The sequence below is a fragment of the Providencia sp. PROV205 genome, assembly GCF_028479505.1.
GTDB classification, from domain to species: domain Bacteria; phylum Pseudomonadota; class Gammaproteobacteria; order Enterobacterales; family Enterobacteriaceae; genus Providencia; species Providencia huaxiensis.
In genome coordinates this window covers 1-20452 of record NZ_JAMPNU010000016.1, presented here as the reverse complement: position 1 = coordinate 20452, position 20452 = coordinate 1, and the positions used below count along the sequence as shown (strand labels likewise).

Here is a 20452-nt window from a genome sequence, read left to right as displayed (position 1 = left end):
TTAACTTTCCTTGCTCATTTGTAATGCGTCATAAGATTGTTGAAATAGCTGCACTAGGCGCTGTTCACGCTCAGGATCCTCTAAAGACTCTTGGGCAAGGCGACGTAAAAAAACGTCTTCTACGGTGAGTTCACTTAATGTTTCATTGGCCAAGGTTTGGCTTTGTCCCTGTATTTGCTTACGTGCACGGCGCAGTATCACGACTTCAACAGGGAGATCTTGTGTCAACGCTTCAATACGCTGTTGGATATCAGCGAGGTAATCTTGTGAAGCAACTTCAATATCTAACCAAACAGGTTTATCTCCTAGGTAATCTTTCCATGCTTCTAATTGCTGTTCTATTTGGCTTAAGGAGCCTTTAATGCTTTGCAATGGCTGAATAATAGGGATGTCCAATGGGGTGATTTGAGTCAATTCGCTTCCGGTGAATTCAACAAGGCAGACACTTTTTTGTTGTGCTGTTTCGTCAAAACTCAATGCAATAGGTGAGCCACAGTAGCGAATATTTTCTTGCCCTCCAATCACTTGGGGACGGTGAATATGGCCAAGGGCAATATAGTCAGCAGGGGGAAAAGCCCCAGAAGGAAACGCATCTAACGTACCAATATAAATATCTCGAACGGAGTCCGTTAAGGCTGCACCGACAACCGTTAAATGGCCAGTGGCAATAATTGGAATATCCAGCCCCAATGCGGTTCGCTGTTCTAGCGCGAGTTGGTAGCTGGCTTGGTAATGATCATGAATAGCGGTTTGTAGTGAGCGTTGTTTATCTTCAATATTTTGCCCTGCAATACTGAGCTGGATATCTCGAGGACGTAAAAAAGGGATGGCACAGACGAGACCAATAGGTTGTTCCTGTTTATTTACTAAAGTAATGACATGCGGTTCACTTCCAGACGTAATAACCTGTGTATTCAAATAACTAAGTAGAGCGCTTGATTCATTGAGTACAGAAACCGAGTCGTGATTACCACTTAAAATTACTAGCTGGCAGCCTGTTTTTTGTAAATCAACAATAAATTTATTATACAGTTCACGTGCATAGCTCGGTGGCGAACCGGTATCGAAGATATCACCTGCAACGATGACAGCATCAACTTGGTGTAATTCCACTTGTTCAACAAGCCAGTTTAAGAAATGTTGGTGCTCAGGCGCACGGCTTTTGGTAAAAAAATACTGACCAAGGTGCCAGTCTGAGGTATGAATAATGCGCATGAGTTATCAATTCCTATCATCAATAATGTGCATGAACGTTCGATAATTAAGTATACCCGATCCATATCACTCGTTGAGGGATGTTTGCGACTTTATTACCCATTACTATGTTGCGGAACTATGTCGTCGCGGAACTATGTTGCGGAAATATTTCACTTAAATGACATTTAACCGTTAAAATAAGGATTAATATGAGTTTCATCCATTGATATTCATAATTCTGTCATAAAAGTGACGCATAATGCTTTCACATTTTAAATGTCTTCTTAATTTTACAGGAACAATCATGGCAAGACGCATTCTAGTTGTTGAAGATGAAGCGCCCATCCGAGAAATGGTTTGTTTTGTATTAGAACAGAATGGTTTTCAGCCTATTGAAGCTGATGATTATGACAGTGCGATTGCACAACTCGTTGACCCGCTACCTGACCTCGTACTACTGGATTGGATGATCCCCGGTGGCTCTGGGATCCAAGTCATTAAACATATGAAACGTGATAGCGCAACACGTGACGTTCCTGTCATGATGTTAACTGCACGAGGAGAAGAAGAAGACCGCGTAAAAGGTTTGGAAGTTGGCGCGGATGACTATCTTATTAAGCCATTTTCACCGAAGGAATTAATTGCTCGGGTAAAAGCAATCTTACGTCGTATCTCCCCAATGGCGACGGAAGACATTATTGAAATGAATGGGTTAATGTTAGACCCTACCTCTCATCGTGTCACCAGCAATGAAATCCCTATCGATATGGGCCCAACTGAATATAAATTACTCCATTTCTTTATGACTCACCCTGAACGCGTATATAGTAGAGAACAGCTATTGAACTATGTATGGGGTGCCAATGTGTATGTGGAGGATAGAACTGTTGACGTGCATATTCGGCGGCTAAGAAAGGCACTAGAGACGGAAGGCCATGATAAAATGGTGCAAACTGTACGTGGTACAGGTTATCGTTTTTCTGTCCGTTACTAAAGACCACAAAGGGAGAGCCATGCGTGCTTGAACGTTTATCGATTAAGCAGCTGATTTGGGGGCTGTTTTTATTTATCTTACCCGCCCTTATCTTATCGGTTTTTATTGGCCACCTAGCGTGGCTATTAGTGATCTCGCTACTTGCTGCACTGATATGGCATGGGTATAACTTGCTCAAGCTTTCTTACTGGTTATGGTTAGATAGAAGTATGCTCCCCCCCGAAGGGCGAGGTGGGTGGGAACCGATATTTTATGGTATCTACCAGATGCAGCAACGTAATCGAAAACGCCGTCGTGAATTAGGTCAGTTAATTAAACGGTTTCGTAGTGGTGCAGAATCACTACCTGATGCCGTCGTAATGATGACAACCGAAGGGAATATCTTTTGGTGTAATCGCCATGCTCAGGCTTTACTCGGCTTTCGTTGGCCTGAAGATAACGGACAGCATATTTTTAATTTATTACGTTACCCAGACTTTAGCCGCTACTTCACCATTAAACGTTATGACCAAGCGCTAACTATTGAGCTCAATAGTGGTGAAATCGTTGAGTTTCGTATCTTGCCGTATACCGAAGGGCAGTTATTGATGGTTGCGCGGGATGTGACAGAAAAACGTCGTTTGGAAAAGGCGCGTAGGGACTTCTTTGCAAATGTGAGCCACGAATTACGGACGCCTCTTACGGTTATTCAAGGTTATCTTGAGGTGATGGACGACCAAGAAAACGTGACTGCGGTTAATAAGAAAGCACTGCATGTCATGCAAGAACAAACGCACCGTATGGATAACTTAGTTAAACAGCTTTTGCAGTTGTCACGTATCGAAGTTGCTCCTCAAATTAACCTTGATGAGCAAGTGAATATCCCTGTTACTCTCAAAATGATTGAACAAGAAGCACTCAGTTTAAGCCAAGGGCGCCACCAGTTTGAATTTCATGTTGATGAAAAATTGCGTGTCCATGGTAATGAAGAACAATTACGAAGTGCAGTGGCAAATTTAGTCTATAACGCGATTAGCCATACGCCTGAGGGCACAAAAATTTGGGTTGATTGGCAAAGAAGTGGGCAAGGGGCTCGCTTTAGTGTGAGAGATAACGGGCAAGGGATACCTGCAGAGCATATCCCTCGTTTAACGGAACGTTTTTATCGGGTAGATAAAGCGCGCTCTCGCCAAGGCGGTGGAGGTACTGGCCTTGGGTTAGCTATTGTTAAACATGCATTACAACATCATAGCAGCCAATTGGTGGTGACAAGCCAGTTAGGTAAAGGTAGTGAGTTTTCATTTACTTTACCGCCAGTGCTAATTGTTGATGATAAAAAACTTAAAAGTGAGTAAATAAATCCACTTTATTAATATAATCAAGGTATTAATGAAGTGGATTATTTCTATTTATCAATGCATTTATGTGTTCCATTCAAAATATATATATTTAATGCTGATAATTGCCATCATGTTAATTATATGCTCTGTTAAATAATCAATTATAATCACCAGAAAAAGATGAGTTGTTCATTTTTCGAGCAAAGCATATAACGAGTATTGGGATTTTACTGAAAGTAATCACTAGTTCTGAAAATTAGTTTAGTTATTTATTCTTGTTTTTCGGTTTGCTATTGCCTTTTTGCCCTATAAAAGTTCTACTTGTTGTCAGTTATTGGCGAATTTTTCTGTTTTTTGACTTTTCATTTCGTATGATGCAAGCAAATATACTTTTTTATATTGTTAACAGTATGTTTATCAGAATTCTATCTCGCTATATATATTTCAAAGGGTTGCTAAGTGTAAACCCATAATTTTCTATTTTGTCACTTAAAAATAACATAATATGGCTCATCGTTTATCATCAAGAGATATCATCGCATTAGGCTTTATGACTTTTGCGTTATTCGTCGGGGCAGGGAACATTATCTTTCCCCCTATGGTTGGTTTGCAGGCAGGGGAGCAAGTTTGGACTGCCGCACTAGGTTTTTTGGTTACTGGTGTGGGTCTACCTGTTTTAACGGTTATTGCGCTGGCTAAAGTAGGTGGGGGCATTGAAGCGCTCAGTACGCCTGTCGGCAAAACTGCAGGGCTACTATTGGCTGTTGTTGCTTATTTGTCGGTAGGGCCACTATTTGCCACACCAAGAACGGCAACTGTGTCCTATAAAGTCGGCATCGCACCTTTATTCGGTGGTGAGTCCGATTTGCTGTTACTGATCTACAGCGTGGTTTACTTCGTTCTCGTTATCGGTATTTCATTATACCCAGGAAAATTGCTCGATAGCGTTGGGCACATTTTAGCGCCTGTAAAAATGTTAGCTCTGGCTATTTTGGGTATTGCGGCTGTTATGTGGCCAGCGGGGGACCCGATCCCTTCTACAATAGAATACCGTGAGATGGCTTTCTCGAACGGCTTTATCAATGGTTACCTGACAATGGATACCCTCGGTGCGATGGTATTTGGTATCGTTATTGTTAATGCTGCGCGTTCAAGGGGTATCGAAAACTCTTCATTATTAACCCGTTATACTATGTGGGCAGGGTTAATTGCAGGGGTATTATTAACGCTGGTCTATTTGTCACTGTTTAAGTTAGGTGAGAATAGTGGTTCGTTAATTCCAAACCCTGCGGATGGCGCTGATATTTTACATACCTATGTCCAATATACTTTTGGTAATTATGGTAGCTTCTTCCTTGCGGTATTAATCTTTGTTGCTTGTATGGTAACGGCTGTAGGCTTAACGTGTGCTTGTGCAGAGTTCTTTAGCCGCTATGTACCGATCTCTTACCGTAAACTGGTGCTGATCCTGGGTGTGTTCTCTATGGTGATCTCAAACTTAGGTTTAAGTAAGCTAATCGCCTTCTCATTACCGGTGCTAGTTTCAATTTATCCACCTTGTATCGTATTAATTTTATTAAGCTTTACTTTGAAGTGGTGGAAAAACCCTACGATAGTGATTGCACCGACAATGTTAGTCAGTTTTGTGGTTGGTTTAATTGGTGCGGTAAAAGCGTCAGATCATCTTAAAGGTTATATCCCTGAATGGATGACCGCAATGCCACTGTATAAACAAGATTTAGTCTGGGTATTACCCACTATTGTTGTGATGGTTATTGCGATTTTATGCGATAAGTTTGTGGCACCCGCTGCGCAGCATAAACAAGTATAGTAATTTCAATTATTGAATCGAAGGGCCGCTAATGTTAGCGGCCTTTTTTTGTGTAACCAGAGCGGTTACATAACTCGTTTTGAATGGGGCTAATGATATTTTTTTGTTGAAGTTAGTACGGAGTACTAGTAGATTGGATAGGAAATGCGCAAGGAGGTGCAAATGAATTATTTAGAGTTTGTTGAAACTAGAATTTTTAGTCAGCAACGTAAACTAATTATGGAAGATAATGAATTTCAATTATTTCAGGCCTTCTTATTAGAAAACTATGAGTATGGTGACGTAATAAGCCGCTCTGGAGGATGTAGAAAAATACGTTGGAGAGCCTTAAATAAAGGAAAACGTGGTGGTGTTAGGGTTATCTATTATAACAGAACCATGAGCGGTAGGTTGTATTTGCTTACGATTTATACTAAGAACGCAAAGGAAGATTTGAATGAACAAGAAAAAGCGATTTTACGAGCAATCATTCAAAAGCTTGCTTAATGGTTAAATATACTCGTAATCTTTCAAGTTGCAGCGGTGTTGATTACGCTCAGATAGCCGAGTCACATAGTTTATCTATGCTTTCCGTCTATCTTCCTTTATCACCTAACTGCCGCTCGAATTATTTAAAATATAGAATTGAATGAGTTATGTAATAAGGATAATGGTATGGGAAAAAAGCTTTTTGACGATTTAGTGAGTAGCTTAGAAGAGATGGTTGCTATCGAGAAAGGTGAATTAGTTCCTGCTAGTGAAAATATTCATCGCTTCGAACTACCAGATGTTAAAGCTATTCGTAAACACTCTGGTATGAAACAACAAGAGTTTGCAGAAGCGATAGGTTCTAGTGTTGATTTGGTCCGTAGCTGGGAACAACAACGTCGGTTTCCATCAGGAATAGCCCTCAAATTGTTGTATCTTTTAGAAAAGAAACCAAGCCTGATTAATGAGTTGAGGGCCATTCATATTTAATCCAACCCCATCAGTGAAGGGGTTGGATCCTTCGACAGCGATTAATCAACCCCAACTGCACTACCTGCTGGACGGCGTACATCGTTAGAGCCATAAATGAAGCCTTCACGAACTTTCCCCGAAACAGCGGAATCATTACCTGAAGATTTGGCACTAACACCAGCGCCTTCAGGGATCGCGACCATAATCAGCTCGGCGGCACCCCATGGTGTTTGTTCAACCATCTGGTAACCCATTTTATCGAGGAGCGCTAAGGTGTCTTTAGAAACGCCTCTTTGCTCATAATAAACCTCGTCAGGGAGCCACTGGTGGTGAATGCGTGGTGCATTAACCGCTTCTTGTGGCGGCATACCATGGTCGATAATATTTAAAGCGGTTTGCAGCGTAATTGAAATAATCCGTGAGCCTCCCGGTGAACCGAGAACTAAAAATACTTTGCCATCTTTCGTCACGATAGTCGGGCTCATGGAGGATAATGGGCGTTTACCCGGTGCAATAGAGTTGCGTTCCCCTTGTACTAAGCCATATAAATTCTTCTCGCCGACTTTCGTGGTGAAATCATCCATTTCATCGTTTAAGAAGAACCCTGTCCCCGGAGGGATAACGACAGAACCAAACCGGCCATTAATCGTGTAAGTCGTTGAAACAGCATTTCCTTTTTCATCTACTACAGAGTAATGCGTTGTCTCTGGTTTTTCGTGTGGCCCTATTCCCGGTTGAACTTGGGTTGATGGCGTTGCTTGATTGGGTTTGATTTCTTTACGTAACTCTTCCGCATAGGCTTTACTCAGTAATTTTTTCGTCGGGTTATCGACAAATTTAGGGTCACCTAAGAAGGTATTTCTATCCATGTAAGCATGGCGCATTGCTTCTGTAAGAGTATGAATATAGTCCGCAGAGTTAAAGCCCATTTCTTTGAGGTCATACCCTTCTAAGATATTAAGCGTTTGGCAGATAGTTACCCCGCCTGAACTAGGAGGTGGTGCTGAAATAAATTGATATCCTCTATAGGTGCAGCTCACTGGCGCTGTATCAGTGATGGTAAAATCCGCAAAATCTTTTGCTGTCAAAATCCCGCCATTTTTCTTGGACGCTTCTTCAACAATTTTGGGGATTTCTCCTTCATAAAAGGCAGATGGGCCATTTTTGGCAATTTTTTCTAGTGTGTTAGCTAAATCGGTTTGGACTAATAAGTCGCCTGGTTGGAAGGCACTGCCATCTGGTTTTAAGAAGATACGCGCGACTTCTGGGTCTTGTTTAAAACGTTCTGTTGTGGTGTCGAGAACATCGGTATCTGCACGGGTTAGAGTAAAACCTTCCCTTGCTAATTTGATAGCAGGAGCCATCACCTGCTGGCGGCTCATCGTACCATATTTTTCTAAGGCATAATCGAGGCCTTTGACTGTTCCGGGTACGCCAGATGCGAGGTAGCCATACAAGCTGGCATCTTTGATAAGCTGACCATCTTTATCTAGATACATATCTGCGCTAGCGGCACCGGGGGCAGTTTCTCTAAAGTTGATGAATAAATCTTTGCCATCGGCTAGGTGAATGGTCATAAAGCCACCACCACCGATATTGCCACAACAAGGGTTAACAACCGCTTGTGCATACCCTACCGCAACCGCTGCATCAATGGCATTGCCGCCTGACTTTAGAATATCCGCTCCAATTTGTGATGCTAAGTGTTGGGAAGAAACAACCATGCCTTTTTTCGCTTCAACCGCAGGTTCGGAGGCGGCATATAGTTGACTGGTAAGGAATAAGGAAAGAAGTAGAACCGCAGGGCGTAATGATGTTTTTATCATTCGTATCTCCCAGTTAAGGTTAATTGAGGTGTTCTATTGCACAAATATTCAATATGAATGATTTGTTAATTATTTGTGTTTTTAATGTATAGCACACAATAATACAAAACATTGAGTATTTGAGTTAAGAATTGTTAACTGAGTGGAATAATTGCGAGTAGGAAGAGAAAAGATAGACTTGGTTCACAAAAAGTAAAAAGCGGGCTTAATGCCCGCTTTTCAAAAACTCGCGTAACGAATTACAGTTTTGCAGAGTTTTTAGTCAGGTAGTCAGCAACGCCTTTTGGAGATGCATTCATACCTTCTTGGCCTTTTTCCCACTGAGCTGGGCAAACATCACCGTGCTCTTCGTGGAATTGCAGCGCGTCAACCATACGCAGCATTTCGTCAATGTTACGGCCTAATGGCAGGTCATTAACGACTTGGTGACGGACAACGCCGTTTTTGTCAACGAGGAAAGAACCACGCAGTGCAACGCCTGCATCTGGGTGTTCGATACCGTAAGCTTTGATGATTTCACGTTTGATATCAGCAACCATTGGGTATTTAACTTCACCAATACCGCCGTTATCGACAGGTGTTTTACGCCATGCGTTATGAACAAACTCAGAGTCAAAAGAAACACCAACAACTTCTACGCCACGTTTTTTGAATTCTTCGTAGCGGTGGTCGAATGCGATCAGTTCTGACGGACAAACGAAAGTAAAGTCCATTGGCCAGAAGAAGATCACAGCTGGACGGCCGTTCAGGTGGGTTTTCAGGTTGAAGTTATCAACAATTTCACCATTACCTAAAACAGCTGCAGCAGTAAAGTCAGGGGCTTGACGTGTTACCAGAACCATAATTTACTCCTATGAGTTTGAATTAAAGTTTTTTGTCCTGTCTATTTATCACCGATGATTTAATCACTGATAAATAATGTGGACATAGACTTCTAAAAGAATAGAAAAATATCTTTTGATAATAAAGACATTTAAACCGATTATTGTGATAGGTTTTGACTATCAATAATACTGGTTTATCAAATTAATATCAATAAGATAGTTTTATTCCACTAAAGTGCAAGCTTTAATTTATTCCTTTGTGTTAATTGTGACACTCTGTACAAAAAAATGTTGCAGCGCATTGGCCATCATTTGTGGGTAAAATTGAAAAAAAATATTTTCCAACGCATCATACTGCAATAAAAAGTCGTTAAATGAACCACTTAACGCACTGAGCTTGGGACGCCGTTTTGCCATTCCATTGAGTGATTTTCCAATATAATTCTTATCTGCGTAGTGTATCAGCCACTGTTGGGGCCAAAGATATTCATTTAGCTCCTGAAACTTTTCAGGGGTATGACAAAGCTGAGGCTCAATTATTTTTCGGCAGTCCCGTACAAAGTCCGCTAGCGGTATTGATGGCTCAATAGTTGACCAATGCAAAGATAAAAAATGGTCCCAAACTAAATCTAATGTAATAGGAGCGACCCGACGGTATTCCTCGCGAAACAGTAGTTTAGCTTCTTTGACTAAAGGGTGGGTATCTGTAATGCGGTCGACGGCTCGATGCATAAAGATACCAGAGACAATGTCGGATGAATAAAGGCCCGTAGGGTTACCGCGGACGTAGTCAGCCATGATGTTGCCGAGCAATGAGCTGTCAGCGAGGTGGGCCAGGTGGAGGTGAGCTAGGTAATTCATCCTCCTATGATATACCCGATGCCTTTCAAATTATAGCCGTGTTAGCTGCACAAACCGACCCTAGTCACATACTGATGTATGCTCCTAGGGATCAATTTGCTTGCTGCCTTGCTCTAATTCGAAATTCATGGGGTATATTTATTTAGTAGAAAAAGAAAAAGAAAAAGAAAAAGAAAAAGAAAAAGAAAAAAAGACGGAAGTTAATGTGTCATAAAAGTTGAGTAAAATTGAAATAATTCATTCTTTGAATGGATAAATAGCGTACAGAATTTTTTACTAACAAAATATTTGTTAAATAATGGTGTTTTTTTGTGCGATTTTGCGCTTATTTCTTGCGCCAAAGTCGGTGCGGCACTAGACTAGTCGCCTGTTTTTTTAGATTGATGTCAATACAATGCGTGTTTCTGATTTTACTTTTGAATTACCTGAAGAACTAATTGCCCATTATCCACAGGCTGAGCGTAGCGCTTGCCGCTTATTAAGCTTAGATGGTGGCTCAGGGCAGCTCACGCATGGTGTTTTTACCGATATTCTAGAAAAATTGGAGCGCGGTGACTTGCTGGTGTTCAATAACACTCGCGTGATCCCTGCACGGTTATTTGGGCGTAAAGTTAGCGGCGGTAAAATTGAAGTTTTGATTGAGCGTATGTTGGATGAACACCGCGTACTTGCTCATGTTAGGGCATCAAAAGCACCAAAAGAAGGGGCTGAATTACTGCTAGGCGAAGATGAAAGCGTGAAGGCAACGATGGTTGCGCGTCATGGTGCATTGTTTGAACTACGTTTCGACGATGAACGTGATGTATTAAGCATTCTAAACCAAATTGGTCATATGCCTCTGCCGCCTTATATCGATCGCCCTGATGAAGAGTCAGATAAAGAACTTTATCAAACCGTGTATAGCGAAAAACCGGGTGCTGTTGCAGCACCAACGGCAGGCTTGCACTTTGATGAACCGTTACTTGAAGCATTGCGCCAAAAAGGCGTAGAAATGGCGTTTGTGACATTGCATGTAGGAGCCGGTACTTTTCAACCTGTGCGTGTTGATACTATCGAAGATCACATTATGCATTCGGAATATGCAGAAGTGCCACAAGAGGTCGTAGACGCTGTTTTAGCCTGTAAAGCACGAGGCAATCGCGTTATTGCTGTTGGAACGACGTCTGTTCGGTCGCTAGAAAGTGCCGCAAAAGCGAGCCAAGGTGCTTTAATTGCTCCATTTTTTGATGATACCCAAATCTTTATTTACCCTGGGTATGAATATCAGGTGATAGATGCGCTAATCACCAACTTCCACTTACCTGAATCTACATTAATTATGTTGGTTTCTGCGTTTGCTGGATACAAAAACACCATGAGTGCGTATAAAGAAGCGGTGGAACAAAAATACCGTTTCTTTAGTTACGGTGATGCGATGTTCATCACGCCGAATGCGCATGCCAGTTCCGAGAAAATTGGTGAGTAATCAGTTTTAAGCGGTGGCAGCAGCTGCTTGCTTAGCAAATTAATATTATCGATAGCAACAGACTGTTTTTCTGCTGCTAGGAGGCAAATGTGAAATACGAATTACAGACGACCGATGGCAATGCACGCCGTGGTCGCTTAGTGTTTGAGCGCGGCGTGGTGGAAACCCCTGCATTTATGCCAGTAGGAACCTACGGTACGGTTAAAGGCATGACTCCCGAAGAAGTCAAAGAGACTGGCGCGCAAATCTTATTGGGGAATACTTTTCACCTGTGGTTACGCCCAGGTCAAGAAATCATGAAGTTACATGGTGACCTCCATGACTTTATGCAATGGCAAGGCCCAATTTTGACCGACTCAGGTGGTTTTCAGGTCTTTAGCCTTGGTGCGATGCGCAAAATTAAAGAAGAAGGTGTGCACTTCCGTAACCCTATCAACGGTGAAAAGGTCTTCTTAAGCCCTGAAAAGTCGATGGAAATCCAGTATGACCTCGGCTCAGACATTGTCATGATTTTTGACGAATGTACGCCATACCCTGCGGATTGGGACTATGCAAAGACATCAATGGAAATGTCGCTGCGTTGGGCTGCACGTAGCCGTCAACGTTTTGACGAACTGAACAACAAAAATGCACTGTTTGGTATCATTCAAGGCAGTGTTTACGAAGATTTACGTGATATTTCAGTTAAGGGGCTGGTGGAAATCGGCTTTGATGGGTACGCTGTAGGCGGCTTAGCCGTAGGCGAACCGAAAGAAGATATGCACCGTATTTTAGAACATGTTTGCCCGCAAATTCCGGCAGAAAAACCACGCTATTTAATGGGCGTAGGAAAACCGGAAGACTTAGTGGAAGGTGTTCGCCGCGGTATTGATATGTTCGATTGCGTGATGCCAACGCGAAATGCACGAAATGGACATTTATTTGTGACAAATGGCGTGGTAAAAATTCGTAATGCTAAGTATAAATCAGACACATCAACACTGGATGCTGATTGTGACTGCTATACTTGTCGTCATTATAGCCGTGCTTACCTGCATCACCTTGATAGATGTAATGAAATTCTTGGTGCAAGGCTCAATACCATTCATAATTTACGTTATTACCAACGCTTGATGGCCGGTATTCGCCAAGCTATTGAAAATGGGAATTTTGAAGAGTTTGCTAAAGATTTTTACCAAAAGATTGGTAAACCCGAACCTTCATTAAATATCGAGTGAATTTAAGTGCGAAATGCCACTAATCTGTGTAGCATATCAAACTTAGCTTTTTTGTATGTAAAATTGCTTTCAATAAAACAATGAGGAAAGTTGAATGAGTTTTTTTATTTCTGAAGCAGCGGCATCAGCAGGTGCACCAGCGCAAGGTAGTCCATACACGATGGTTATCATGCTTGTTGTTTTCGCGCTGATCTTCTATTTCATGATTTTGCGTCCACAGCAAAAACGTGCGAAAGAACACCGTAAATTGATGGAATCTATCACTAAAGGTGATGAAGTTTTAACAACTGGTGGTTTAATCGGACGTGTAACTAAAGTGTCTGAAACCGGTTATGTGGTTCTTGAGCTGAGTGAGAACACAGAAGTAACCATCAAACGTGATTTCGTTGCTGCTGTTTTACCTAAAGGCACAATGAAAGCAATTTAATTCTGATTCTCCCGAAGGGAACTGCCGTGCTAAACCGTTATCCTTTGTGGAAGTATCTGATGTTGATCTGTGCGATCCTCATCGGTTTGCTTTATGCGCTTCCAAACCTATATGGTGAGGATCCGGCTGTTCAGATCACTGGCGTGCGGGGAACCGCCGCCAATGAACAAACGCTGATCCAAGTCCAAAAATCGTTAAAAGACGATAAAATTGAGAGTAAATCTATCTCTCTAGAAAATGGGGCGATTTTAGCCCGATTCAACAACTCTGATGTTCAGTTACGTGCGCGTGAAGTGATCATGAATGCACTGGGTGACCAGTATGTTGTTGCATTAAACCTTGCACCTGCAACGCCTAAGTGGCTTGAAGCTGTCGGTGGTGAACCGATGAAGCTTGGTCTTGATCTGCGTGGTGGGGTTCACTTCCTGATGGAAGTTGATATGGACACTGCATTAGGTAAATTGCAGGAACAAAACATGGATGGTTTGCGTAATGACCTGCGTCAAGAAGGCATTGCGTACTCTTCTATTCGTAAAGGCAATGATTACAGCGTGGAAGTTCGCTTCCGTAACGCGGATGATCGTAGCCAAGCTGAAAAAGCATTGTCTCGTAAATACCCAGACTTAGTCTTTAGTGATGGCAGCGATAACACTATGATTGCTGTTATGACCGACGAGCGCTTACGTGAAGCACGTAACTATGCTGTTTCTCAGAACATTACTATTATTCGCAACCGTGTAAACCAATTAGGTGTTGCGGAGCCACTTGTTCAACGCCAAGGTGCTGACCGAATTGTCGTTGAATTACCGGGTATTCAAGATACCGCTCGCGCAAAAGAAATTTTAGGTGCGACAGCGACATTAGAATTCCGTTTGGTGAATACTTCAGTCGATTCTTCAGCAGCAGAAAGTGGTCGTGTACCAGGTGACTCAGAAGTTAAATATGACCGTGAAGGCATGCCTTACGTATTATATAAGCGTGTGATCTTAACGGGTGACCATATTACCGATTCAACCTCTGAAGCGGATGAAAATGGTCAACCACAAGTGAGTATCAGCCTAGATAGTGCTGGTGGCTCTATCATGTCTGACTTTACGCGTGATAACCAAGACAAGCTGATGGCAACGCTGTTTGTTGAATACAAAGACAGTGGCAAAAAAGACGCAACAGGCCGTTCAATTTTGGTGAAAGATGAAAAAGTCATCAATGCGGCACGTATTTCTGCGCGTTTTGGTAGTAAATTCCGTATTACCGGTATTACTAACGGCACTGAAGCTCGCCAGCTTTCATTACTGTTACGTGCGGGTGCGTTGATTGCACCAATCCAAATTGTTGAAGAACGAACCATTGGTCCAACACTGGGTATGCAAAATATCGAGCAAGGGCTAAAAGCTTGTATCGCAGGCCTGTTAGCTTCTATCCTATTTATGATTATTTACTATCGTAAATTTGGTTTGATTGCGAGTAGTGCGCTGTTGGCAAACTTGGTGTTAATTGTTGGTGTAATGTCCTTATTACCGGGCGCGACACTCACCATGCCAGGTATAGCCGGTATCGTGTTAACCCTTGCGGTTGCCGTCGATGCGAACGTTCTTATCAATGAGCGGATAAAAGAAGAGCTGCGAAATGGGCGGTCTGTCCAGCAAGCGATTCATGAAGGCTATAAAGGCGCCTTCTCAAGTATTACAGACGCAAACTTAACGACACTTATCACTGCGATTATTCTTTATGCAGTGGGTACTGGGTCGATTAAAGGCTTTGCGATTACGACAGCGATTGGTGTCGCAACCTCTATGTTTACAGCTATCGTCGGTACACGTGCTATCGTGAACCTGCTTTACGGCGGTAAACGTATTAACAAGCTGTCAATTTAAGGAGCACGTTGTGGCACAGGATTATACTGTTGAACAATTGAACTATGGTCGTAAAGTCTATGACTTTATGCGCTGGGACAACGTTGCCTTTAGTATTTCTATCGTATTACTGATTGCTTCTTTTGTGATTATTGGCGTCAAAGGTTTTAACTGGGGCTTAGATTTCACTGGTGGTACGGTCATTGAAATCAACTTAAGTCAGCCAGCTGATTTGGATAAAATTCGTGATAGCTTGTCTAACTCGAACCATAAAGATCCATTAATCCAAAACTTTGGTAGCAGCCGCGACATCATGATCCGCATTCCGCCAATTGAAGGCACTGCGGGTCAAGAAGTTGGGAAAGAAATTATCACAATCATCAACCAGAGTGTAGATGATAAAGCAACCGTTAAGCGTATTGAATTCGTTGGGCCGAGTGTCGGTGCTGAGTTGGCGCAAACAGGGGCTTTGGCTCTGTTAACTGCGTTGATTTGTATCTTGATTTATGTCGGCTTCCGTTTTGAATGGCGCTTAGCTGCGGGTGCGGTATTGTCACTCGCGCATGACGTGATAATTACTTTAGGAATTCTGTCTCTGTTCCATATTGAGATAGATATGACTATCGTGGCATCATTGATGTCGGTTATCGGTTACTCACTGAACGACAGTATCGTTGTATCAGACCGTATCCGTGAGAACTTCCGTAAAATTCGCCGTGGTACGCCATACGAAATCATGAACGTCTCTTTGACGCAAACATTGAGCCGTACCATCATGACATCAGCCACCACATTATTAGTGGTTCTGATGCTGTACCTATTTGGCGGTGCAATGCTGGAAGGCTTCTCATTGGTTATGTTAATCGGTGTAACTATCGGTACTATCTCATCTATTTATGTGGCTTCTGCATTAGCACTGAAGATGGGTATGAAACGTGAACACTTGATGCAAGCGAAAGTCGAAAAAGAAGGCGCAGACCAAGAGTCATTACTGCCTTAGTTTTAAAAACGATGAATAACTAAGTCAATTAGCACTCAAAATAGTTCGTGTTGTGAGTAGGCAGCAAGTGAACGATATCCCTAGGAGCATACAAAAGTATGTGACTAGGGTTAATAAGCGATGCCAACACCCCTACAACGCGAAATATGAAGAGCAGCAAGAGCACCCTAGGAGACATCTTCTAGGGTGTTTTTTCTTGCATAGTAGGGTAAACTACCTCCCCCTAAATAGATTCAGGAAACGCTATGCACTGCCCATTCTGCTCAGCTGTAGATACGAAAGTTATTGACTCGCGTCTGGTCGGTGAAGGGTCCCAAGTCCGTAGACGCCGCCAATGTTTACTTTGTCATGAGCGCTTCACAACCTTTGAAGTTGCTGAACTGGTCATGCCTAGGGTCATTAAAAGCGATGATATCCGCGAACCTTTTGATGAAGAAAAGCTTAATCGGGGTATGCAAAAGGCATTAGAAAAACGACCTGTAAGTTCTGATGCCATTGAACAAGCTATTATTTCGATTAAATCCCAGCTTCGGGCAACCGGGGAACGTGAAGTTCCGTCGAAATTAATTGGCAGTTTGGTTATGGATGAGCTGAAAAAGCTCGATAAAGTTGCCTATATCCGTTTTGCTTCTGTTTATCGCAGTTTTGAAGATGTGCGTGAGTTTGGCGAAGAAATCGCTAAATTACAGGATTAACGCCAATGATTGAACAAGACAACATTTATATGGCTCGTGCCTTTGAATTGGCACGAAAAGGGCGTTTTACCACATCACCTAATCCAAATGTTGGGTGCGTGATTGTGCGTGATGGTGTCATTGTTGGTGAGGGGTATCACCAAAAAGCAGGTGAACCCCATGCTGAGGTTCACGCATTAAGAATGGCCGGTGATAAAGCGCAAGGGGCAACAGCTTATGTCACCCTTGAGCCTTGTAGCCATCACGGCCGTACCCCGCCTTGCGCAGAAGCGCTGATCAATGCAGGTGTAAGCCGAGTCGTCGCTGCCATGCAAGACCCAAACCCTCAAGTTGCGGGCCGCGGTTTGTATATGTTGTCGCAAGCAGGAATTGAAACGCGCAGTAATGTTTTATTAGATGATGCAGAAGCGGCTAACCGCGGCTTCTTAAAACGTATGCGTACTGGCTTTCCCTATATTCAATTAAAACTCGCCGCTTCACTAGATGGCAAAACCGCCCTTGGAACTGGGGAAAGTAAATGGATCACCAGCCCCGCAGCTCGCAAAGATGTGCAAGCTCTTCGAGCCGAGGCTAGTGCTATCTTAAGTACCAGCAGCACCGTGGTTGCCGATGACCCTTCTTTAACGGTACGTTGGAAAGAATTACCTAGTAATATTCAGCAAATTTACCCTGAAGAACAAGTCCGTCAACCCATCCGTATTGTGCTAGATAACCACAATCGAGTGACTTCTGAGCATCGTGTCACTCAATTAGATGGCGAATGTTGGTTAGTGCGTTCAAACCCAGATGAAAATGCAGTATGGCAGGGGCAAGTTGAGCAAATCGCTATTCCTGCAGATGAAAACGGCACTGACCTCGTCATTTTGATGATGCAACTGGCTAAACGTAATGTGAATAGCATTTGGGTTGAGGCAGGGGCAAAACTTGCAGGCTCATTGCTTAAGTTAGGTTTAGTGGATGAGCTGATTGTCTATATTGCGCCTAAATTATTAGGAAATAGCGCTCGAGGCCTAGTGGACTTCCCACCGCTTAATGCCCTTATTGATGCGCCAAAGTTTGAATTTACAGAAGTGACACAAGTTGGGCCAGACCTACGTGTCAGGCTTCGTCCCGTATGGTCAGTGGTTTTTTTGAAAATCATACGTACGATACACGAAAGAATGTGATAAAATCCGCGCCCCGCGGGTTATAATTAATATTAGAGGAAGGCTATGAACGTAATTAAAGGTGTTGTTGCTGCGCCACAAGCGCGTGTTGCTATCGCTATCGCTCGTTTTAACAACTTTATTAATGATAGTCTGCTGGAAGGTGCTGTTGATGCGTTAGAACGCATTGGTCAGGTTTCAAATGACAACATTACAATTGTGTGGGTTCCAGGCGCTTATGAGCTACCGTTGACCACAAAAGCATTAGTTGAAACGAATAAATACGATGCAGTCATTGCATTAGGTACGGTTATTCGTGGCGGTACCGCTCACTTTGAATATGTTGCAGGTGAATGTAGCTCCGGCCTATCCCATGTCGCGATGAACAGTGAAGTGCCAGTGACTTTTGGTGTGTTAACCACTGAAAATATCGAACAAGCCATTGAACGTGCGGGTACTAAAGCAGGTAATAAAGGTGCTGAAGCTGCACTGACAGCACTGGAAATGATTAATGTAATTAAGGCCATCAAAGGCAAATAATACACAATTAGCTCTATGTTGCCGTTTTTTCGCCACAATGGTGTAGATAACGCAATGCAACAAGTGTTTTTTGTGTACAGTTTTTAAATTTAAGGGGAATCTTGTGAAACCTGCTGCTCGTCGCCGCGCTCGTGAGTGTGCTGTACAGGCCATTTATTCATGGCAATTATCTGGCAATCCAATTGCTGAAGTCGAATATGAGTTTATTGCTGAACAGGACATGTCAGACGTTGACGTAAACTATTTTCGTGAACTGTTATCAGGTGTTGCGACCAACGCGACAAAACTTGATCAACTGATGGCGCCTTATTTATCTCGTCAGCTCGAAGAGTTAGGGCAGGTAGAAAAAGCGATTTTACGTGTCTCCATGTTTGAATTAAGTTTCCGTGAAGATGTACCTTATAAAGTTGCAATCAATGAAGGTATTGAATTAGCGAAAGTTTTTGGCGCAGAAGATAGCCATAAATTCGTTAACGGTGTATTAGATAAAGCTGCACCTGCGGTTCGCCGTAAAAAATAATAATACCAGGGTTCCCTCCTGTTGCACTACGGTAATGAATAGGTAGGCTGGGTTCCAGTCTACCTTTGTGTTTATATGCTCGCGATATTTCAATGATAGGTGAGCGAAAAATAATTGTGGCCAATTAGATACGTTATTTAGGTTAGCAATTATGCATTATTTACCTATTATTGAATTATTAGGGTGTAAATTATTTGCTTCGTCTCAAACGAAAATAGATATAGCGAAAACGGAAAATCTACCATGTCATATGGCGAATTTGACCTCATCGCGCGTTATTTTAACCGTCAAACCACTAACCGACGTGATGTTAATATCGGTATTGGGGATGACTGTGCGTTGATGACCATTCCAGAAAAACAGCAACTTGCTGTAAGCACTGACACTCTTGTTTCTGGTATTCACTTCCTACCAACCATTTCACCAGCTGATCTTGCTTATAAATCATTAGCCTCTAATTTAAGTGACCTTGCGGCGATGGGGGCGGATCCTGCATGGGTTTCTTTAGCAATTACATTGCCTTGCGTTGATTGTGATTGGTTGCAATCCTTTAGTGATAGTTTGTTTGAACAGCTTAACTATTATGGAATGCAATTGATTGGTGGTGATACAACACGCGGACCAATGAGTTTAACCTACACGGTTCATGGCTTAGTACCGAATGGTAAGGCGATGTCTCGCGCAGGGGCGCGCAATGGTGATTGGATTTATGTCACGGGCACTCTAGGTGATAGCGCAGCTGGCTTAGCTATTTTGCAAGATAAGCTGAATGTTAAAAATGTAGAACATCAAGAATGGCTAATTGCGCGTCATTTACGTCCGCAGCCACGTATTTTACAAGGCCAAGCGTTGAGAAACCTTGCTTCTTCAGCAATTGATATTTCGGATGGTTTAGTTTCTGATCTTAACCATATCTTGAAAGCGAGTGGTTGTGGCGCACGCATTAATTTAGATGCATTGCCTCAATCAGAAGCGTTGAAACAAAGTTGTAGTATTGAGCAAGGGCGTTTATGGTCTTTGAGTGGTGGTGAAGATTACGAACTCTGTTTTACCGTTCCTGAAATTAATCGTGGGGCGTTAGAGATGGCATTAGCGCATACGGGATCAGGCTTTACGTGTATCGGGCAAATTAAGCCGCAGTCTGAAGGAATTAGCTACTTTTGCAATAACCAAGAAGTTGATGTAAATCTAAAAGGTTTCGATCATTTTGTTTCGGAAGGTGCATAGAATGGCAAGTCGCCAAGAAAAAGCAGAAGCAAAAAAACGGCTAAATATGCGTAATCCTTGGCACTTATTGGCTACGGGGTTTGGTAGTGGCCTTTCGCCTATTGTGCCTGGCACAATGGGCTCTCTTGCTGCGATACCTTTTTGGTTATTAATGGCAAATATGCCAATTTGGAGTGTGTGGGTACTCATTGTCGTGGGTTTTTGGATTGGTTGCCTAATTTGCCAGCGCACTTCCGACGATATGAAAATTCATGACCATGGCAGTATTGTTTGGGATGAATTTATCGGGATGTGGATTACGCTAATGGCGATCCCTGTTGTTGATTATGAGTGGGTCATCACCGCATTCTTTATTTTCCGCATTTATGACATGTGGAAGCCATGGCCGATACGGTTTTTTGACCGAAAAGTCAGCGGCGGTTTTGGTATTATGATTGATGATATTATTGCCGCGATTTTTGCCTATGTGACTATTTGGTTGCTGGTTTGGTATGAGATCATGCCATTCTCAACCAACTAAATACGTGTCATATTTTGGCTGTGGCGTTGTTGGCCGCGTTCATTCGCCCTAG

Annotated in this window: 20 protein-coding genes; 16 read left to right on the top strand and 4 right to left on the bottom strand. The window is 42.6% G+C overall.

What is annotated here, in order from left to right; genetic code table 11:
- Entirely contained in the window at positions 1-1215 is a 1215-nt protein-coding gene (gene sbcD, locus PR800_RS10605; RefSeq protein WP_166266673.1) for an exonuclease subunit SbcD, read from the bottom strand.
- Between the two features lie 286 nt (positions 1216-1501).
- Between sbcD and phoB the strand changes: the two genes are divergently transcribed.
- From phoB to nadS, 5 genes are all read left to right on the top strand, one after another.
- A complete protein-coding gene (gene phoB, locus PR800_RS10600) occupies positions 1502-2191 on the top strand; it encodes a phosphate regulon transcriptional regulator PhoB (protein ID WP_102139006.1) in 690 nt (229 codons plus the stop codon).
- A gap of 23 nt (positions 2192-2214) precedes the next feature.
- Positions 2215-3525, top strand: coding sequence for a phosphate regulon sensor histidine kinase PhoR (gene phoR, locus PR800_RS10595; protein WP_102139007.1), 1311 nt, complete (start codon positions 2215-2217; stop codon positions 3523-3525).
- A gap of 490 nt (positions 3526-4015) precedes the next feature.
- Complete coding sequence (gene brnQ / locus PR800_RS10590) at positions 4016-5341, top strand: branched-chain amino acid transport system II carrier protein (protein WP_166266675.1); 1326 nt, start codon at positions 4016-4018, stop codon at positions 5339-5341.
- A 162-nt stretch (positions 5342-5503) separates the two neighbouring features.
- Complete coding sequence (locus PR800_RS10585) at positions 5504-5827, top strand: type II toxin-antitoxin system RelE/ParE family toxin (protein ID WP_164454990.1); 324 nt, start codon at positions 5504-5506, stop codon at positions 5825-5827.
- 168 nt (positions 5828-5995) lie between these two features.
- The gene (nadS, locus tag PR800_RS10580) at positions 5996-6298 is read left to right on the top strand and encodes a NadS family protein (RefSeq protein ID WP_004905562.1); all 303 of its coding nucleotides are present in this window, start codon (positions 5996-5998) and stop codon (positions 6296-6298) included.
- Between the two features lie 41 nt (positions 6299-6339).
- On the opposite strand, the gene ggt is transcribed toward nadS, so the two are convergent.
- From ggt to PR800_RS10565, 3 genes are all read right to left on the bottom strand, one after another.
- Complete coding sequence (gene ggt / locus PR800_RS10575; RefSeq protein WP_272530771.1) at positions 6340-8106, bottom strand: gamma-glutamyltransferase; 1767 nt, start codon at positions 8104-8106, stop codon at positions 6340-6342.
- A 239-nt stretch (positions 8107-8345) separates the two neighbouring features.
- Entirely contained in the window at positions 8346-8948 is a 603-nt protein-coding gene (locus PR800_RS10570; protein WP_004905550.1) for a peroxiredoxin C, read from the bottom strand.
- 231 nt (positions 8949-9179) lie between these two features.
- Positions 9180-9791, bottom strand: coding sequence for an acyl carrier protein phosphodiesterase (locus tag PR800_RS10565; RefSeq protein WP_166266679.1), 612 nt, complete (start codon positions 9789-9791; stop codon positions 9180-9182).
- Positions 9792-10185: 394 nt separating this feature from the next.
- Between PR800_RS10565 and queA the strand changes: the two genes are divergently transcribed.
- The 11 genes from queA to pgpA all read left to right on the top strand — a co-directional run bounded on the left by queA (position 10186) and on the right by pgpA (position 20400).
- Positions 10186-11256 (top strand): tRNA preQ1(34) S-adenosylmethionine ribosyltransferase-isomerase QueA, encoded by a 1071-nt coding sequence (gene queA / locus PR800_RS10560; protein ID WP_210848909.1) that lies wholly within the window; start codon positions 10186-10188, stop codon positions 11254-11256.
- Positions 11257-11345: 89 nt separating this feature from the next.
- Positions 11346-12473, top strand: a complete 1128-nt coding sequence (gene tgt / locus PR800_RS10555) for a tRNA guanosine(34) transglycosylase Tgt (protein ID WP_102139012.1) — start codon at positions 11346-11348, stop codon at positions 12471-12473.
- A 94-nt stretch (positions 12474-12567) separates the two neighbouring features.
- On the top strand, positions 12568-12900 hold the full coding sequence (gene yajC, locus PR800_RS10550) for a preprotein translocase subunit YajC (RefSeq protein ID WP_004905542.1): 333 nt from the start codon (positions 12568-12570) through the stop codon (positions 12898-12900).
- Between the two features lie 26 nt (positions 12901-12926).
- On the top strand, positions 12927-14774 hold the full coding sequence (secD, locus tag PR800_RS10545; RefSeq protein ID WP_166266681.1) for a protein translocase subunit SecD: 1848 nt from the start codon (positions 12927-12929) through the stop codon (positions 14772-14774).
- Between the two features lie 10 nt (positions 14775-14784).
- On the top strand, positions 14785-15753 hold the full coding sequence (gene secF, locus PR800_RS10540; RefSeq protein WP_195698213.1) for a protein translocase subunit SecF: 969 nt from the start codon (positions 14785-14787) through the stop codon (positions 15751-15753).
- 245 nt (positions 15754-15998) lie between these two features.
- Positions 15999-16448, top strand: a complete 450-nt coding sequence (nrdR, locus tag PR800_RS10535; protein ID WP_102139014.1) for a transcriptional regulator NrdR — start codon at positions 15999-16001, stop codon at positions 16446-16448.
- Positions 16449-16453: 5 nt separating this feature from the next.
- Positions 16454-17614, top strand: a complete 1161-nt coding sequence (gene ribD, locus PR800_RS10530; protein ID WP_272530769.1) for a bifunctional diaminohydroxyphosphoribosylaminopyrimidine deaminase/5-amino-6-(5-phosphoribosylamino)uracil reductase RibD — start codon at positions 16454-16456, stop codon at positions 17612-17614.
- Between the two features lie 45 nt (positions 17615-17659).
- Positions 17660-18133 (top strand): 6,7-dimethyl-8-ribityllumazine synthase, encoded by a 474-nt coding sequence (gene ribH / locus PR800_RS10525; RefSeq protein ID WP_004905531.1) that lies wholly within the window; start codon positions 17660-17662, stop codon positions 18131-18133.
- 103 nt (positions 18134-18236) lie between these two features.
- Positions 18237-18653: a transcription antitermination factor NusB gene (nusB, locus tag PR800_RS10520; protein WP_036958557.1), complete on the top strand. Its 417-nt coding sequence runs from the start codon at positions 18237-18239 to the stop codon at positions 18651-18653.
- Positions 18654-18896: 243 nt separating this feature from the next.
- Positions 18897-19880: a thiamine-phosphate kinase gene (gene thiL / locus PR800_RS10515; RefSeq protein ID WP_181490045.1), complete on the top strand. Its 984-nt coding sequence runs from the start codon at positions 18897-18899 to the stop codon at positions 19878-19880.
- A gap of 1 nt (position 19881) precedes the next feature.
- A complete protein-coding gene (pgpA, locus tag PR800_RS10510) occupies positions 19882-20400 on the top strand; it encodes a phosphatidylglycerophosphatase A (RefSeq protein ID WP_102139017.1) in 519 nt (172 codons plus the stop codon).
- The last annotated feature ends 52 nt before the right edge of the window (positions 20401-20452 follow it).

Coding starts and splice junctions, on each gene's coding strand:
- queA (WP_210848909.1), top strand. CDS start 10,186: ATGCGTGTTTCTGATTTTACTTTTGAATTACCTGAAGAACTAATTGCC.
- nrdR (WP_102139014.1), top strand. CDS start 15,999: ATGCACTGCCCATTCTGCTCAGCTGTAGATACGAAAGTTATTGACTCG.
- ggt (WP_272530771.1), bottom strand. CDS start 8,106: ATGATAAAAACATCATTACGCCCTGCGGTTCTACTTCTTTCCTTATTC.
- yajC (WP_004905542.1), top strand. CDS start 12,568: ATGAGTTTTTTTATTTCTGAAGCAGCGGCATCAGCAGGTGCACCAGCG.
- ribH (WP_004905531.1), top strand. CDS start 17,660: ATGAACGTAATTAAAGGTGTTGTTGCTGCGCCACAAGCGCGTGTTGCT.
- PR800_RS10585 (WP_164454990.1), top strand. CDS start 5,504: ATGAATTATTTAGAGTTTGTTGAAACTAGAATTTTTAGTCAGCAACGT.
- PR800_RS10565 (WP_166266679.1), bottom strand. CDS start 9,791: ATGAATTACCTAGCTCACCTCCACCTGGCCCACCTCGCTGACAGCTCA.
- PR800_RS10570 (WP_004905550.1), bottom strand. CDS start 8,948: ATGGTTCTGGTAACACGTCAAGCCCCTGACTTTACTGCTGCAGCTGTT.
- phoB (WP_102139006.1), top strand. CDS start 1,502: ATGGCAAGACGCATTCTAGTTGTTGAAGATGAAGCGCCCATCCGAGAA.
- nadS (WP_004905562.1), top strand. CDS start 5,996: ATGGGAAAAAAGCTTTTTGACGATTTAGTGAGTAGCTTAGAAGAGATG.
- pgpA (WP_102139017.1), top strand. CDS start 19,882: ATGGCAAGTCGCCAAGAAAAAGCAGAAGCAAAAAAACGGCTAAATATG.
- ribD (WP_272530769.1), top strand. CDS start 16,454: ATGATTGAACAAGACAACATTTATATGGCTCGTGCCTTTGAATTGGCA.
- brnQ (WP_166266675.1), top strand. CDS start 4,016: ATGGCTCATCGTTTATCATCAAGAGATATCATCGCATTAGGCTTTATG.
- sbcD (WP_166266673.1), bottom strand. CDS start 1,215: ATGCGCATTATTCATACCTCAGACTGGCACCTTGGTCAGTATTTTTTT.
- thiL (WP_181490045.1), top strand. CDS start 18,897: ATGTCATATGGCGAATTTGACCTCATCGCGCGTTATTTTAACCGTCAA.